Origin of the sequence: Cohnella lupini (assembly GCF_003386205.1) — a bacterium.
Lineage (GTDB): Bacteria > Bacillota > Bacilli > Paenibacillales > Paenibacillaceae > Cohnella > Cohnella lupini.
On sequence record NZ_QRDY01000033.1, the window covers coordinates 1 to 15,160 of the forward strand.

The 15,160-nt window shown below is 56.0% G+C and carries 13 protein-coding genes; all 13 read right to left on the bottom strand.

Translation table 11 applies throughout. The features are described from left to right. Positions 1–169: 169 nt before the first annotated feature. The 13 genes from DFP95_RS26695 to DFP95_RS26755 all read right to left on the bottom strand — a co-directional run bounded on the left by DFP95_RS26695 (position 170) and on the right by DFP95_RS26755 (position 15,071). Positions 170–676 carry an SRPBCC family protein gene (locus tag DFP95_RS26695; RefSeq protein ID WP_115995730.1) on the bottom strand — a complete coding sequence of 169 codons (507 nt, stop codon included), beginning with the start codon at positions 674–676 and terminating at the stop codon, positions 170–172. Further along, positions 673–1,020, bottom strand: coding sequence for an ArsR/SmtB family transcription factor (locus DFP95_RS26700; RefSeq protein ID WP_115995731.1), 348 nt, complete (start codon positions 1,018–1,020; stop codon positions 673–675). The genes DFP95_RS26695 and DFP95_RS26700 overlap by 4 nt, the downstream gene beginning before the upstream one ends. A gap of 25 nt (positions 1,021–1,045) precedes the next feature. Continuing rightward, the gene (locus DFP95_RS26705) at positions 1,046–1,381 is read right to left on the bottom strand and encodes a DUF1801 domain-containing protein (protein ID WP_115995732.1); all 336 of its coding nucleotides are present in this window, start codon (positions 1,379–1,381) and stop codon (positions 1,046–1,048) included. A gap of 170 nt (positions 1,382–1,551) precedes the next feature. Then, positions 1,552–2,439, bottom strand: a complete 888-nt coding sequence (locus DFP95_RS26710) for a carbohydrate ABC transporter permease (RefSeq protein ID WP_220376479.1) — start codon at positions 2,437–2,439, stop codon at positions 1,552–1,554. A 24-nt stretch (positions 2,440–2,463) separates the two neighbouring features. Continuing rightward, a complete protein-coding gene (locus tag DFP95_RS26715) occupies positions 2,464–3,369 on the bottom strand; it encodes an ABC transporter permease (RefSeq protein ID WP_115995733.1) in 906 nt (301 codons plus the stop codon). Positions 3,370–3,478: 109 nt separating this feature from the next. After that, positions 3,479–5,230: an extracellular solute-binding protein gene (locus DFP95_RS26720; RefSeq protein WP_181907625.1), complete on the bottom strand. Its 1,752-nt coding sequence runs from the start codon at positions 5,228–5,230 to the stop codon at positions 3,479–3,481. A gap of 107 nt (positions 5,231–5,337) precedes the next feature. Beyond that, on the bottom strand, positions 5,338–6,954 hold the full coding sequence (locus tag DFP95_RS26725) for a response regulator transcription factor (protein ID WP_115995735.1): 1,617 nt from the start codon (positions 6,952–6,954) through the stop codon (positions 5,338–5,340). A 6-nt stretch (positions 6,955–6,960) separates the two neighbouring features. After that, positions 6,961–8,742 (bottom strand): sensor histidine kinase, encoded by a 1,782-nt coding sequence (locus tag DFP95_RS26730; RefSeq protein ID WP_181907626.1) that lies wholly within the window; start codon positions 8,740–8,742, stop codon positions 6,961–6,963. A gap of 183 nt (positions 8,743–8,925) precedes the next feature. Then, complete coding sequence (locus tag DFP95_RS26735) at positions 8,926–9,993, bottom strand: Gfo/Idh/MocA family protein (RefSeq protein WP_115995737.1); 1,068 nt, start codon at positions 9,991–9,993, stop codon at positions 8,926–8,928. A 34-nt stretch (positions 9,994–10,027) separates the two neighbouring features. Next, positions 10,028–10,846, bottom strand: coding sequence for a sugar phosphate isomerase/epimerase family protein (locus DFP95_RS26740; RefSeq protein ID WP_115995738.1), 819 nt, complete (start codon positions 10,844–10,846; stop codon positions 10,028–10,030). Further along, the gene (locus DFP95_RS26745; RefSeq protein ID WP_115995739.1) at positions 10,843–11,982 is read right to left on the bottom strand and encodes a right-handed parallel beta-helix repeat-containing protein; all 1,140 of its coding nucleotides are present in this window, start codon (positions 11,980–11,982) and stop codon (positions 10,843–10,845) included. The genes DFP95_RS26740 and DFP95_RS26745 overlap by 4 nt, the downstream gene beginning before the upstream one ends. Before the next feature lie 42 nt (positions 11,983–12,024). After that, entirely contained in the window at positions 12,025–13,176 is a 1,152-nt protein-coding gene (locus DFP95_RS26750; RefSeq protein WP_115995740.1) for a glycoside hydrolase family 88 protein, read from the bottom strand. Then, on the bottom strand, positions 13,173–15,071 hold the full coding sequence (locus DFP95_RS26755) for a heparinase II/III domain-containing protein (protein WP_181907627.1): 1,899 nt from the start codon (positions 15,069–15,071) through the stop codon (positions 13,173–13,175). The genes DFP95_RS26750 and DFP95_RS26755 overlap by 4 nt, the downstream gene beginning before the upstream one ends. Positions 15,072–15,160 lie beyond the last annotated feature (89 nt).

Consider the following 15,160-nt stretch of genomic DNA (forward strand, 5'->3'; position numbering starts at 1 on the left):
AATCATTAGGTGACCACCCACTTCAGGTTGATATCCTAATTATACAAGGAAAAGGTACAGCCTTCCCCAATAAATTGAGGATTGCTGTACCTTTTTTCTTGAGTACACTTTTTCAGTGGCCTCGGATATCCCCGCGGCTTCCTTTATTACCGATCGAAATCGACTTTTATTATTGTTGACTTGCCAGGTGATTTTCAAGTTGCTCGAAAGTACCTTCAAACCCTTGCGCAACCATCGGCGACATCGCATCGAATGCTGCTTGTTCCTCTGCGGACGCGTTGATAGGCCCCCCTTGAAGAGTTAGCAGCGTCTTTCCTTCCTGTTCTTCGAGCGTTAGGATGTTCAGAATTTCAAGCGGCCAGTTCGGATCGAACGGGGCGCGAATGATATTTCCTTCCTCGTCGGAGAAAGACTGGACCCAAACCAACTTCTCGGGCGCCTGGACTTCTTGGTAAGTATACTTGCCCCACATAACGTACTGTCCATCCGCAGACTTCTGACAGCCTAGAAACACTCCGCCCGGGCGTACATCCATCTTTACCACATCAAGCGAAGCCCCCTTGGGTCCCCACCATTTGCCGAAATGCTCAGGATCGGTCCATACCTTGAATACAAGTTCGCGCGGTGCATTGAATTCTCGTTTTAATAGAAGACCTTGACCTTGCTGGTTACTCACTCGAATTCCTCCTTGGAGTTCGGGGAATCCCCCGACTTTTTCAAATGTTTAAGGTAATCGGAAAGGCGATCGAACCGTTCTTCCCACATGCCGCGAAACGATTCCAACCAATTATCGATTTCCATTAAGGGTTCGGGACGCAATCGATAGATCCGCCGATTAGCTTCCGCCCTCACTTCGACAAGTCCTGATTCACTCAAGATTTTCAAATGCTTGGATGCCTGGGGCTGACGAAGGCCCAGCCGATCGGCAATTTCACCGACTGTAAGCGGTCCATCGCGCAGTAGTTCAATCATCTGTAAACGGCGGGGTTCCGCAAGCGCATTTAAGGTGGTCGTATTCATGTGCGCCCCTCCCGATAATTAACCGCTACAGCGTGCTGGAGGCTTGCTTCAGAAGTCCGGTCAACAGAGCAAGATCCGGCACGGCACCTTCCTTCAGTTTGATCCATTTCCGTTCGGCAGGCCCTTCGAACCCTTTCGGAAAGTCGATGCCGCCCGCATTCATAATCATAAATGCGATAGCGTCTTTGGAAGGTGAAATGACAGCTGCATAATGCCCGTTTTTAAGAAAATGAGGCTTCTTGTACTGAATTCTTTCTTCGACTTCCGGAATCGTCTTATGAACCATGTCTCGCAAGGTTAAACTGATGTCGGCCTGCCATTTCGACAGGTTTTCGATAAAGGCCGTAACTTCCTGATTCATTATGCTTTCCCTCCCATATGGATTATCTGTTGCTTCAGGATTAATATACTATATCGGGAATATTCCAGTCAAGGAATATTATTGAATTTGCAAAAAAATAGAAAAAAAACCGATGCCGACATCCTGCCTGTCACCGGTTAATTCGCCTATTCTTCGTCAATCGGCTTCTCCTATTCCTTGACGCTTCCCATGACGATCCCGCTTATGAAGAAACGCTGCAGAAATGGATAGATTAAGAATACGGGCAGCGCGCCAAGGAAAATCTGCGCCGACTTCAGTCCTCTGTCGTTCAGCTTCGTCATATTGCTGATCTCCGCCGGATCCGTCAAGAGCGACAGGTCCCTGCGAATGATGACCGTCTGCAAATAGCTGGCGAGCGGATAATGGTCCGGGGAGTTCATGTAGATCAGGCCATGAAACCACTCGTTCCAATGTCCAACTATGACGAACAGCGTGAGCGTCGCGATCGCCGGAACCGACAACGGCACGACGATCCGCCATAAGGTTTGCCATTGCCCCGCTCCGTCGATTAAGCTGGCTTCCAAGAGCTCTTTGGGCAGCGAACGGAAGAAGTTTAACAGCAGGATGACGTTAAAGATCGGCACCGCTCCCGGAAGCACGAGAGACCAGATCGAATCGAGCATGCCGAGATTGCGGATGACGATGTAGCTGGGGATGAGACCGCCAGAGAACAGCATCGTGAACACGAAGAACCAGACGTAACCGGTGCGAAAACGAAACTGAGACGCTTCCCGGGAGAGCGGATACGCTAGCAGGATCGTTAACGTCATGCTGATGACGAGGGCGAGTCCCACCCGTTCGAAAGCGATGAGCATCGAATGCAGGAACTCGGACTTGGACGCCACGTGCCGGTAGGAACGGAGAGTGAACTCGACGGGCCACAGCTTAACCATCCCGGACGATATCGCGTAAGAGCTGCTGAACGACACCGCGAGCACGTTGATAAGCGGGATTAAGCATAGGGCGGACATTATGGATAGTAAGAAGTAATTAAGACCGACGAAGATCGAACGGCCGAGCGATTTTTGCTGAACCAATGTTCATCCCTCCCGGAAGCCTTGCTAGAAAATACGATAATTGGCGAAGCGATAGGCCAATAAATAGGAAACGGAGATGAGCACGAAGGAAACGGCCGACTTGAACAATCCTACTGCGGTCGCTACGCCGAACTGCAGATTCTCGAAGCCCATCCGGTAGACGTACGTATCCAGAATGTCACCCGTCGAATAGACGGTGGGATTGTAAAGGTTGAATACCTGGTCGAAGCCCGCGTTCAGTACGTTGCCGAGGCTAAGCGTGCCCATGAGCACGACGATCGGCAAGATACCGGGCAGTGTCACGTACAGCGTCTGCTTCCAGCGTCCCGCTCCGTCGATGACGGCAGACTCGTAAAGCGCCGGATTAATGCCGGTGAGCGCGGCAAGGAAGACGATCGTACCGAACCCGAATTCCTTCCATACGTCCGTTGAGACCAGAATATAAGGAAACCAATTTTCGTTACCCAGGAAGAACACGCGCGGAAGGCCGAACCAGTCCATCAGATCGCCGACCAACCCGTAATTCGGCGACAGCACGTCGATGACGATGCCCCCGAGAATAACCCATGAGAGAAAGTGAGGCATGTAAATGACCGTTTGAACGGTTCTCTTGAAAGCCTTCTTACCGATTTCGTTAAGCAGCAACGCGATGAAGATCGGCATGACGAGCCCTGCTATCATTTTCATAACGGCGATGTAGACGGTGTTGAAGATGACCCGCTTCGTATCCGGCATACTGAATAAGTATTGAAAGTTGTCCAACCCGATCCATTCCGAACCGAACAGTCCGCTCGTCGGCACGAATTGCTGGAAAGCAATCGATACGCCGGCCATCGGCCCGTAGCAGAAGACGAGAACGAACACAACCGATGGCAGCGCCATCATATGAAACGGCAGTTCCGCCTTCCAGCGTTTGCGAAACCATAGCATAAGCCCGTACCTCCGATTTCCGAATGACTAGCGGATCCGGGGGCGGCGATCAACCTCCGCCCACGGATCCGCTTATTGATTTTCTAGTTGCCCGTGCTTGCTTAAACGATTATTGAGCGTGCTTCTGCGCGTACCAATCATTGACTTCTTTCGTAATCGCGTCTCCGCCTTGCGCCTTCCAGTTCTCTACGAACTTGTCGAACGAATCCAGCGACTCTCCGGTTATGATCCGGGTGAACGTTTGAACTTGCAAATCTCTGAGCGCGGACGCTTTGGATACCATCGTGTCGGTCGGAGAACCGGTGAACTCGTTCGTGGCGAACTTATCGCCCTCCTGGTATTGGAACAACAGATCATAGGCGCTGCCCTTGGCGAACGTCTTCTCGTACCACCATTGCCCGCGGTCTCCGCCACGATACTTGAGAATGTTATCGTAGTACACTTTCGCGGTCGGAGTTAGCGCCGATGGATCGCCGGAATCGAGCGCCTTGATAACGGCCTGGCCGTCGTCGATGTTCGTCGAGGCGAAACCGCCTTGAACCGGAGCGTAAGAGAACGTGTTAAATACGGTATCGCCTTCGGTATGCGTGTGGTACTCTTCGTCCCGCGATTCGCCGTAATTGACTTCAAGGTAGAAATTGAGCATTTTGATAAGCGCTTCCGGATGTTCGCTCTTCTTGTTGACGACCATATAACGGGTCGGTACGATGCCGTTGCTGAGCGCTTTGACCGGTTGATCGTCGGCGGATACTAGCGGATATACGCCCCAATCGACGTTCGGATCGTTCGCTACCATATCGTTAAGCGGCCAGCTTGGAACGAACGTCGCTCCGAACGTCATGCCGACCTTGCCCGAGGTGGCGATCTCGGCCGACTTCTCGCCGTTGATGACGCCGAATTCGGGATTGATCGCACCCGCCTTGTAAAGCTCCTGCAGCTTGCCGAGAGCGGTTTTCACTTCCGGCTGAATATCCGCGTAGGCCAGTTGACCGTCGGCGCCCTTCATGAATACGAGCTTCAGACCGGTCGAGTTCGGACCGCCCGGGTTAAACGGATAGGCATGGTAGCCGTTGAAGAAACCGTCGACTCCCGACCAGCCGTTGAACAGGTTGAAGTCCAAGCTAAGGCCGAACGTATCCTTCTTGCCATTGCCGTCCGGATCGTCGTTCGCGAACGCCTTGGCGATGGCAATGACGTCGTCCATGTTCTTAGGCGGCTCTAGTCCGACCTTCTTCAGCCAATCGTTGCGGATGTACAGGAACTGCGCGTCGGTACGTCCGCCGCCGTCTAGCGGAATCGCCATCAGCTTGCCGCCGAACGACGAGACGTCCTTCTTGACGCCGCCGCTTTCCTCGATGCTTCGCTTCGTCAAATCGCTGGCATATTTATCGTAGACTTCCGTCAGATCAGCGATTTGACCGGCATCCACGAGCAACTGCAACTGCTGGAGATTGACTTCGAAGAAATCCGGCAAGTCGCCTGCGACCATCGATACGCTCAGCTTTTTCGGAAATTGCAAATCGTCCACGACCCAGTTGTTCTTCAGCTTGATGCCCAACTGAACCGCGAGTTCTCTGGTGTAGATGTTGTTATCCCAATCTTCTCCCGCCATGAACTTCACGCCGCTATTCTGGTGACGGACCGTCGTAAGCTCGATCGGCGGATCGTACTTGGCGAGCGGACCCTCTGCTACGGCCGGCGCAGACTCTGACGGAGCTGCGCTTGCGCTTGCCGGCGCGCTCGAGCTCGGAGAGTCCGAGCTCGCCGAATTCCCGGCGTTATTGTTGCTGCATGCGACCGCGACCAACATTAGCACCGCCATCAAAGCTGCCGCCCAAGTCTTTTTCCTTTTGTAAGCCACTTTCATATTCCCCCCGCGACTATGGATTAGGTTGATACATCTCCATTATGGAAAATAACGAATCATTCCGAAATCCGAATGTTTCGTCATGACTCCACCTTTTTTACCTACTTGATCGAGTCGCGGTATTGTTGGGGGGTCAAACCGGTCGCGTTCTTGAAGAAACGGCCGAAGTAAGACGCCGATTCGTAGCCGACTCGCACAGCGATCTCGCCTATTTTCAAGGAACTGCCGATCAGCAACTCTTTGGCTTTATCGATGCGTGCCGCGATAATGTAGTCGATCAGGTTGGCACCGGTCTTCACCTTGTACAGCCGGGATAAGTAGAACGGCGTCAGATGGACGATTTCGGATAACGCCGTGAGCGACAGGTCGCCTTCGAGCCGGCGTTCCACGTGATCGTGGATACGTCTCACGACCTCGTTCGTCTCCTTCTCGCTCTCGTCCGAGGTGCGGTCGAAGGACATCTCGGCGAGGCGGCGGAAGAAGTCGGACGCTTCGTCCCAAGATTTATGGCCGGACATCGGGTACAAGGGATTCAAGTTCAGCAGCTCGGAGAAAGGAGCAAGCAACTCCCTCCGATTCAGATAAGTAAGGAATACCGCCGACAGATGGGCATAGAGTTCCAGCGAATACCCTTCCTGTCCTCGCGTTCTCTCCTTCACGCTTATTGTCAGTTCCTCGAGCAACCGGTCGAACGAATCCCGTTCTTTCCGCTCCAGATATTGCCCCAGAAGGTGGACCTTCTTCAGGTCCGCGGCGTCTCGGTACTCGGCAGGGGCGGGCTGTCTTCGGTCGGAGAGCAGAATCTCGTTGCCGATGCCTAGCCCTCGGTAGAACATGCCGGTCAACCTCTCGTACTTCCCGGAGAGAACCTCCCAAGCGCACGTCTCGCTTCCGGTTATGAACGAGCAAATGAGCTTTAAGTATTGCTTGCAGGCGGCTTGAACCGATTCAAGACGGCCGAGAACGACCTCGGTCTCCAGAGAGTCATCGTCCCGCGACTTCGGTTGGAACAGCCAGACGAACCGATCCGGAGCGGTCGTCAGGAATAGCCCCTTCACGTCCGGCTCGAACAGCTGCTCGGCGACGTTCTGGATCGCGAACATGAACAAAGCCTTGTCCTTCGGCCCCATTTCTTCGCGCCATTGGTCGACGCGGCCCGCCACTATGCCGACCGGCCTGTCCGGGCATAGCGGGATGTCAAGCTCGGAGAAACGCTCTTCGCGCGCGCCGAATGCCGCCGGTTCTCCCTGCAGAAGCTCGAGTAAGTACTCTTTGCGAAGCATCGGCAGGGTCTGCTGCCATTGCGTACGGGCGCTGGAGATGAGCTGCTCGAGCTCGAGCTCCTCGGAGATTTGCCCGATCGCCTTCTCGATGGCCGCGATGACAGGCTCGTCTCCCTCCGCCTTCAGTACGTAATCGACGACGCCTCCCCTTATCGAGGACTGGATATAACTGAAATCGTCGTAGCCGGTAAGGAAGATGACCCGGCAGCGAGGCCAGCGCTTGCGCAGCTCCCGCTGCAGCTCGATGCCGTTTATGACCGGCATCTGGATATCGGTCATAACGATGTCCATCCGCGTCTTCTCCGCGATCGCCAAAGCGTCTTCCCCGTCGTACGCCTTATAGACTTCGAGATCCCATTGCTTCATCTGCAGGAACAGTTCCAACAAGCCTTCCACGATTACAGGTTCGTCGTCTACGATAAGAATCCGATACATGGGATATCACTCCTCCGATTGAAGTTCGTTAGTTTGGCCGAGTCGCTTCGTTCCGATATGCAAGTCTACTTTCAATCCGCCCGATTCTCCCCTGGACACTTTAATGCCATACTCCGCGCCGAACATAATAAACAGGCGTTGATGCACGTTCAACAGACCGGTGTACTCTTTGTCCAGCTTCTGATCAAGCAAGTCAGCCGTCAGCTTCTTCAACGTCTCGTCCGTCAGGCTTTCGCCGTTGTCCTCGACGGTAATGGCGACGACTTCACCGGCTCTGGAGAACCCTACGACGATCGATCCGTTCGCCTTTTTATTTTCCAACCCGTGTTGGTAGGCGTTCTCGAGAATCGGCTGGATGATCAGCTTAGGCACGATAATGTCCTTGCAATCGTCCGGCACCGGTCCGAAATCGACCGCGATCCGGTTGCCGAAACGGACGTTCTGAATTTCCACGTACGTCTTGGAATGCTTCGCCTCGGCTTCTAGCGGAACTTCGCTGCTCTTGCTGCGGGTAATGTAACGGAAATATTCGCCCAAGTACCGGCTGAACGAGGCGACGGATTCGTTCTCGTTCATCTTGGCGAGCCGGAACAGAATGTAATAGGTGTTGTACAGAAAATGCGGGTTGATCTGCGATTGCAACTGCTTGAGCTCCGAGCTCTTGGCCCGCAGCTTCTGCTCGTATACTTGGTGAATGAGTTGCTGGAGATTGTCGACCATCTGGTTGAATCTCTGGAACAGATAGTGGAATTCGTCACCCCTCTTGGGCAGCGACACCGGCGCCATCTCTCCCGCTTCCACCTTGCGGAAAGAACGGATCAGCTTCTGCAGCGGCATATGGATGAGACGGTATAGCCAATAGGAATAGAAGACGACGATGAACACGGAGACGATGGAAAGAATCCAGAACAGCATGCCGTACGTATGGATTCGTCCGAATACTTGGTCCTGCGGGACGTACACGAACAAGTACGCGCCGAATTTCTCCGAGTATCGGTAAGCGGCCAGCACTTTCTCCCCGTCCATCCGGATCGGCTCGATGCCTTCCTTCGTCCCGAGTTCGGCCAAGTTAGCCGAGAAGCTCTCGAGCACCGCCAGTTTGTCCGCGTCTTGCGCGCCGTCGATCGCCCAGCCGTTGCCCGGCCCCAGCAACACCGCTCCCGATCGATCGTAATCGGTGAACTTTCGCAGCGTCGATCTCAGTTGGCCGATGTCGAGCTCGATCGACAGGACGTAATTCGGCATGGTGCGGGAATTCCGAATCTCATCCGGATAAGCGAGCCCGAGGAACAACCGGTCGTTCCAATATTGAAAATCGTTGTATTCGATCCCCTCGCCGGGCTTGACCGCCTCGTAGTCATCCTCGATCTTGTCGGATATCGCGTTCTTGATGGAGAGCGTACGATTCACCGTAAGCATATGAGCGCTTACATTTTTGATGTAGACGCTGGAGTTGAGGACGAGCTGCAACTTGCTTTGCACCCGCATGACCCTCTCGCTCCATTCGTGCAGGGGCATGATGTCGCTCAGGACGCTGATGGCGATCAAGTCCTTGTCCGATAGCATCTCTTGCTCCAACTTCTGCATGTGCTCCTTCTCGGCTTCCAGCGAGCTGAGGTAATACGACACCCTCGACTGCAGCGAGGAGGAGAGCTCCGATTTGATTCTGCTCTCTCCCATCTGATTAATGACGAGGCCGAGAATGTAGAGCGGAGCGATGACGAGCATGAAAGCGAAGATCAATTTCGGGAACAAGGTGAATCGGCGAGGCAGCAGGTTCCGAATCATGCGAGGGCCCCTTCCAATTGGGAATATCATCCTGGTTGTATCATGAAAATCGATAGAATTCTACTTAAATCGTTACACCGGTCTTGGCCCGGTCTCTAGGGACGAAAAAAGGATATTCAGCGAAAAAGGCCCGGCTAGGGCCTCTTTGCCGAATATCATTGTTCCGCTCCGGTATTCCGCGCCTTATCCCACGCTCTCGCGCAAGTCGACGATCGCCCTTTCCTCGGCCGCACGGTAGATCGCCTTGACGATCCGCAAGTCGCGCAAGCCGATATCGACCGGGATCGGCGCAGGCTCGCCCCGCTGCATCGCCTTCACGAACGTCGCATGCTGGTCATGGGGATTGTCGTCGAGCCGGACGCGGGACACCGACAGATTAGGAAACGACAGATGCTCGACCTGCCGCGGCTTCCCGTAACGAATGAAGCTTCCTTCGTAGGCGTCGCCCAGAACGAGCTCCACCCGCGTATTCTCGCTGACGGTGATGAATCCTTTCGTCCCGTAGACGCTGAGCGTAAATTCGTAGCTGCAATAAGATGCTTCGACCGCCGCGAGAATGCCGCCGTCCAGGTAACAGGTCGCTACCGTTACGTCGTCTCCCCCGATCAACGGCGACATCCGGTTATGGCTAAAAGCAGTCACTTGTTCCACTTGTCGGCCCACGAGCCATTGCACCATGTTGAGGGGATGAAGCGCCATCTGGATCAACGCGCCTCCCCCCGTTTTCTCGGCCGAGTTGCGCCAGTTGCCAGGCTTGACGAAATCGGCGCTGTTCGCGCCTGCCCGGGCGCGTACGCTGGATACTTCGCCGAGCAGTCCTTGATCGATGATGTCCTTGATCTCGTAGAATAGAGGATTATCGAAGTAGCTCATATACATGCCGGCTTGCTTGCCGCTTCGACGAGCGGCTTCGACGATCCGCTCCGCTTCTTCTACCGACGGAGCGAGCGGCTTCTGGATCAGAACCTGCTTGCCCGCGTTCAACGCGGCGATCGCCTGCGCGGCGTGGTAATGGTTAGGCGTGCTGATGTCTACGATGTCGATGTCCGGCGCCAGCGCGTCCTCGAAAGAGGTGCTCCATCTGTCGACCTGCATGGCTTCCGCCGCCCGGCGGCAGACGTCTTCGTTCGCGTCGACAAGTAGCGCGACGTTCGCTCCCGGAATTCCCGCGTACGAGCCTCGCGTACTCTCGCCCATTCCCCCGACGCCGACCAACGCGATGTTCATTATCTTATCTTCGTTCATGCTCATGAGTCGATCTCCTCCGATTGCCGAGAATAGCTTCCTAACTAACCGGATCGATATCCGCAAGCGTACGCTTGAGCCAATCTATCTCGAGCGCGGCAGCTTCCGCGAATTCGCCGCCGAACCATTCGACGCCCATCCAGCCGTCGTAACCGAGCGTCTTCAATGCGCGCAAGAATGGGACGAAATCCATATCCCCTTCGCCCAAGAGCTTCCCGTAATCGGCCTTTCCGCCGGCTGTAAGGAAGCCGTTCTTCAGATGGATATTGGATATAAAAGGATAAAGCCGCTCCAGCGTCCGCAGCGGCTCTTCTCCTATCTGGTAGAGGTTGAATACGTCCAGGTTGACGCGCACGTTGTCCATTCCGACGTCCTCGAGCAACCGCAGCGTCGAGTCGTTCGTATCGGTCGGTTGCTCTTGATGCGTCTCGAGCAGCAGAACGACGCCGAGAGGGGCGGCAAGACCGGCAAGCTCGCGGAGTCCCCCCGCCATGGTTTTCCACTGCGCAACGGTTGCTTCCTTCGAGCCGATCCAATCGGTGAACACGCGAATCGGAACGGGCGCCTGCCCGACAGATGTCGCCCAAGGCAAAAGGCGGTTCTCGAAGCGTTCGAGGCACCTCCGGTATTCTTCCGCCCCGCCGAGAAACCTCCCGTAGGTGCTGACGACGGTCGGCGTAAGTTGATGAACGTACGCCAGCAGCGCCGTCAGTTGCCCGATCGTTCCTCCTTCTTGGATATAACGATCGATGTGCGGCTCGTAGAGCTCGATTCCTTCGTAATTCAGACGGGAAGCGAGCGCCGCCGCTTCCTCGAGCGGAGCTTCGCGTCCGCCGATGCTGCATAAAGAGAGCTTCATCGGGACTCCGTGCCGTCACCGTACCGGATCGCCGTATGCTGGCGACCCGCTCCGGTATCGCCGATCGCGTTGTCCTCGAATACATTGTCCACCGAGCTGCCGCTTACGTAAATGCCGCATCCTTCGTTATCCTCGATAATGTTGCGATGCCACTTGTTGCGGTTGGCCCCGTTCGCCTCGTTCTCGGCCCGGAAGAAGACGCCGCAGTTGCCGTTGCCTCGGATCACGTTGTCCGCGAACCGGTTGTCCGAATCCTTGTGCCCGAGCGATATGCCCGAAACGGCGTTGCCCGCGAGCACGTTCCGCTCGAATTCCCCTCGCTGCACGCGCCAGCAGACGTATAAGCCCGCCGTTCCGTTATCGGAGCTGACGTTGTCTTTCACCTGCGAGAAGAGAGATCCCGCTCCCGGATGCAATCCGGAGCCCGCGGACCCGAGAATCTCGCAATTGAGCACGGAGATTCGCTCGGTTACTTGCCAACTGATGCCGTCTCCGTGGAAATCGCGCACGGTTACCCGCTCGACGACGCAATCGCTGGCTTTGTGCAAATAGATGCCCCCTGCACGGCAACCGCCGATCGATTCGTTCGCCGCCTTGTTGCCGTCGATCGTCAGATCGCTCACGCGGACTTGCTCCGCTCCGATCGCTTCGATGATCGAGCAGGCGTTCGTAGCCATTCCTCCGTCGTCCGCCCGATAATCCCGGTCCAGGTGCCTATCGATCCGAAGCACGTTGCCTTCGACCGACGAGATGATCGCGGTGCTCTCGTCCCAGCCCCACTTGTGCGACTCGTCGAAAATCTGCAGCCCCATCCCCGCGCGGAATCCGCTCGCGTCCGCCACTTCCACCCGCAACTCTCCGAAATCCGCGTCGATGACAAATGGGCTCTTGAAGCCGTCCGTCTTGCGCAGAACCGTCTTCGGTCCCGCTCCGATCAGCTCGACGCGGCTGGACAACCGGATCGGTCCGAAAATCTCGTATACGCCTTCGTCCAACTGGACGACGCCTCCGCCTCTTCTTGCGGTTTCGTCTACCGCAAGCTGAACGGACATTGACGTGTATCCCGGGTAATCGCTATCCGGACTTCCGGCCGTCGTCGTTCCTTGCGCGAGCAGCATTCGATCACGGTTATCCATAGTCGTCTCTCCCTCTTGTTTAATTTCGTTAATTCGTCGTTTTCACCAAAACGACGGATTCCGCCCCCGCAGCTTGGCGAGCGTCTCCGCGAAGAAATAATCCCCATAAATCAGCGATTCGTCCACGAAAACTCCCCGGGCATAGTAACCCGTCGCGTGCAGCAGCATCCCTTCGCCGCCTTCCCAATCCGCGCAGCGCTCGCACAGCGAACGCGCGAGGCGCTCGGCGACGACCCAGCACCAAGCCGCTTCCTCCGCATCTCCCCGCTGCCCGCACGATTCCGCCAGCTCGAGCAAGCCGGACGCCGCGATCGCGGCAGCCGACGAATCCCGCGGCATCGCCTTGAGCGCATCCTCCGGAAGGAAAAAGTCCCAATAAGGAATGCCGTCTTCCGGCAACCGCGAGACGAAGAAGCGCGCAACCCGGAGGGAAGCCTCGAGGAACCGGATCTCGCCGGTATACCGATAGCTGAGGGCGAAGCCGTAAATTGCCCAAGAGGCTCCCCTCGCCCAAGCGGAATCGGCCGCGTATCCTTGTCCGGCCAGCGAACCGAGAGGTTCGCCCGTCTCCGGGTCATACCGGAAAATATGGCAAACCGAACCGTCCGGCCGCAAGAAGTCGCGGAGGACGGAGTCGGCGTGGCGTACCGCGATATGCTTGTAGCGCGGATCCTTGATCTGTTCGCCGGCCCAGAAGAGCAGCGGCAAATTCATAAGGCAATCGATGATCGCCCATCCGGCGTGATCCTCATCGTCCCAGTTCGGCCAGGCGCGAATGAACTCGCCTTGCGGATTGTAACGTCCCGCCAGCAAATTCGCCGCGATGAGCGCGTGCTTCTTCGCGTCCGCGTCTCCAGTCAACCGATATTGCGCGACGCTGCTCAACCCGAACATGAACCCGACATCGTGATGCAGCAAGTCGTAAGTCGTCAACGTATCGGCCAACTGCCGCTCGCATTCGACGGCCAGCCGCTTCAACTCTTCGTCGCCGTTCTCCGAATAAGTCAGCCACAGCAGACCCGGCCAGAAACCGGCGACCCAGTCGTACTCTGGCCCTCGGACGTAACGTCCGTCCTTCGTCCCGCTCGGATGGGCTGCCCCGATCGTTCGGCTCGTCCTCGCGACCATCGCTTCGACCCGGGTCCAAGCTTGTTCGATCCATTCCTCGGCGAATACCTTCGTATCAATAGTCATGCCTTCTCCTCCTCCTCTTGCGTAATCCGCAGTATGAATTCTCCTTCGGCCAGCGGGGCATTCAACGACAAGATGAGGCGATAAACTTCCGTTCCCCAGTTCGCCTTCAGCCGCCAATCCGTAAGCTCGATCCTCTCGCTCAACGCCGTGAGGCGCTCCTCGTCGTACTCGATCCGCATTCGCCGTCCTGCGGCGTATTCCAGCCAGACCTTGCCGGATTCCCGTTCCGACAGCACCGGCGGGCACAAAGTCATCAAACTGAACGAAATGTCAGCGGTCGGCTCGTTCAGCGAGAAACGGTCGACGATCTCGATCGACGATCCGCTCTTTCGAAGCAGGCGGAACGCGCGTTCCCAGCTTCGGATTCCGGATTCGTCGGGATACGCTCGCGCGATATCGATCTTCATCTCCGCACCGTTGCCGTCCAACCGATACTCCGCGTTGTCGGCCCGATAATCTCCTCCGTCCCGTTGCATCGTCCCGTTCACCGTCGGCAAGTTGTGATAGGCCGATTGGAGATACCATAACTCGAACCGCTGAGGACTGAACGTCTTCATCGTGTAAGCTTCCGTTCCGAGATCGATCAACGCGGGCAATCCGTCCGCATAGACGAGGAAGCTGCCGACATCGTTATGATTATGCGATTCCAAGTTATGCCCGCCTTTGGCCGCTAAGTACAGCCCTTGCTCCGTGCCTTCCTCCGACCGGGCCGTCATGACCTGCGCGTGCGCCATCCAGGAATCCCTTGCATAAGGAGCTCGGGCGCCGAGCCGCTTGCGTTCCTCCGCCGAGAACAGCTCTCGGGTAAACCGATAGATCGGGAACCAATTGCGCAACGCGGGTATGGAGGCTTTGGCGCTCGCGCCCAGACGCATCAGCTTATCGTCCTTAATGCTGCGGCCGTAGCCGTATACGACGTCGCCAGGCAGAGGAGCGATCGCGTCCCCGTCCGCGAAGTCGACGCAATAGTCGCCGTGAATATGCACCTTGTACAGATAAGTTCCGATATCCCGAACGAGCGGTTCGTCGAAAACATTCAGCTTGCCCGAAGACGCCAAGCCGAGCAATTCCAGGCAATCGTATAGCGAACCGCCGGAACGGCTCCAATACATCGGGCCTTCGTCGCAGCAGCCGTCCGGGGAATGCGTTTCGAGGAAAACGTCGAGGCTCCGCATGACTTTAAGCAGACCCTGCTCGCGGACTTCCTGGTCTTCCTCCAGAACTAGCAAGCTCATGATAACGTTGGCGTTGCACCAGGGATTCCAGTTGTTGACCCGCTGACCTTGTATGAAACCCATCCACCAGTAATCGTCGTTCTGCAGGTAAGGAGTCAGAACGCGGTCTCTAACTTCGCGACGAATACGCTGGCCGATCCGCGGACTAATCGAGTCGAGGCGATCCTTCAACAGATAATACGTCCAAGAAAGCAGCGCAGCGGTCTCCGAGCTGTTCAAGTCGACGACGTGATCCGATGCGGCCGGGAGCAGCTCCGCGGGATTCTTCTTCTGCAAATACGTGTTCGCGATCGGCTGCATCCAGCTCGTCTCTTCGCAGACGCAGAAGATTCCGTTTACGATTTGATTCAAGTACGTTCCTTCGTCTTCGATGCACTCCGCGAGCACGAATCCGCCCAGCGCGCTGCGGCGCTCCCAATGGGGATCGAGATAACCGTGGATGTCGCCCTTGCGCTTCGAGTCCATGTAGCTCGACATCGTGAGCGCCGGCCAGCCGAATTCTCTATGGCTTGCGGCGAACGACGTCCATCGCTCTTTTGACTCGGGATCGAGCTTTACCCATGCTTCCCGGTCGTTTGCCCGCGGGAATGGCAGGAATTCGTCGGCACTCCTCAGAACACGGTCGGGCGCGGATAAACTATCGTATTTTTCCTTAATCATCTCAAGAGTCCCCTCCCACGCGTCTAATGCCGCCGATGGTTTCTCGTTCATTATAAAATCGCCGAACTCCCGAACCTATAGTAAAAATT

What these genes read in the sequence shown, in the direction of transcription:
- DFP95_RS26700 (WP_115995731.1), bottom strand. Translation starts at nt 1,020, where the DNA reads ATGAATACGACCACCTTAAATGCGCTTGCGGAACCCCGCCGTTTACAG.
- DFP95_RS26705 (WP_115995732.1), bottom strand. Translation starts at nt 1,381, where the DNA reads ATGAATCAGGAAGTTACGGCCTTTATCGAAAACCTGTCGAAATGGCAG.
- DFP95_RS26715 (WP_115995733.1), bottom strand. Translation starts at nt 3,369, where the DNA reads ATGCTATGGTTTCGCAAACGCTGGAAGGCGGAACTGCCGTTTCATATG.
- DFP95_RS26725 (WP_115995735.1), bottom strand. Translation starts at nt 6,954, where the DNA reads ATGTATCGGATTCTTATCGTAGACGACGAACCTGTAATCGTGGAAGGC.
- DFP95_RS26730 (WP_181907626.1), bottom strand. Translation starts at nt 8,742, where the DNA reads ATGATTCGGAACCTGCTGCCTCGCCGATTCACCTTGTTCCCGAAATTG.
- DFP95_RS26735 (WP_115995737.1), bottom strand. Translation starts at nt 9,993, where the DNA reads ATGAGCATGAACGAAGATAAGATAATGAACATCGCGTTGGTCGGCGTC.
- DFP95_RS26740 (WP_115995738.1), bottom strand. Translation starts at nt 10,846, where the DNA reads ATGAAGCTCTCTTTATGCAGCATCGGCGGACGCGAAGCTCCGCTCGAG.
- DFP95_RS26745 (WP_115995739.1), bottom strand. Translation starts at nt 11,982, where the DNA reads ATGGATAACCGTGATCGAATGCTGCTCGCGCAAGGAACGACGACGGCC.
- DFP95_RS26750 (WP_115995740.1), bottom strand. Translation starts at nt 13,176, where the DNA reads ATGACTATTGATACGAAGGTATTCGCCGAGGAATGGATCGAACAAGCT.
- DFP95_RS26755 (WP_181907627.1), bottom strand. Translation starts at nt 15,071, where the DNA reads ATGATTAAGGAAAAATACGATAGTTTATCCGCGCCCGACCGTGTTCTG.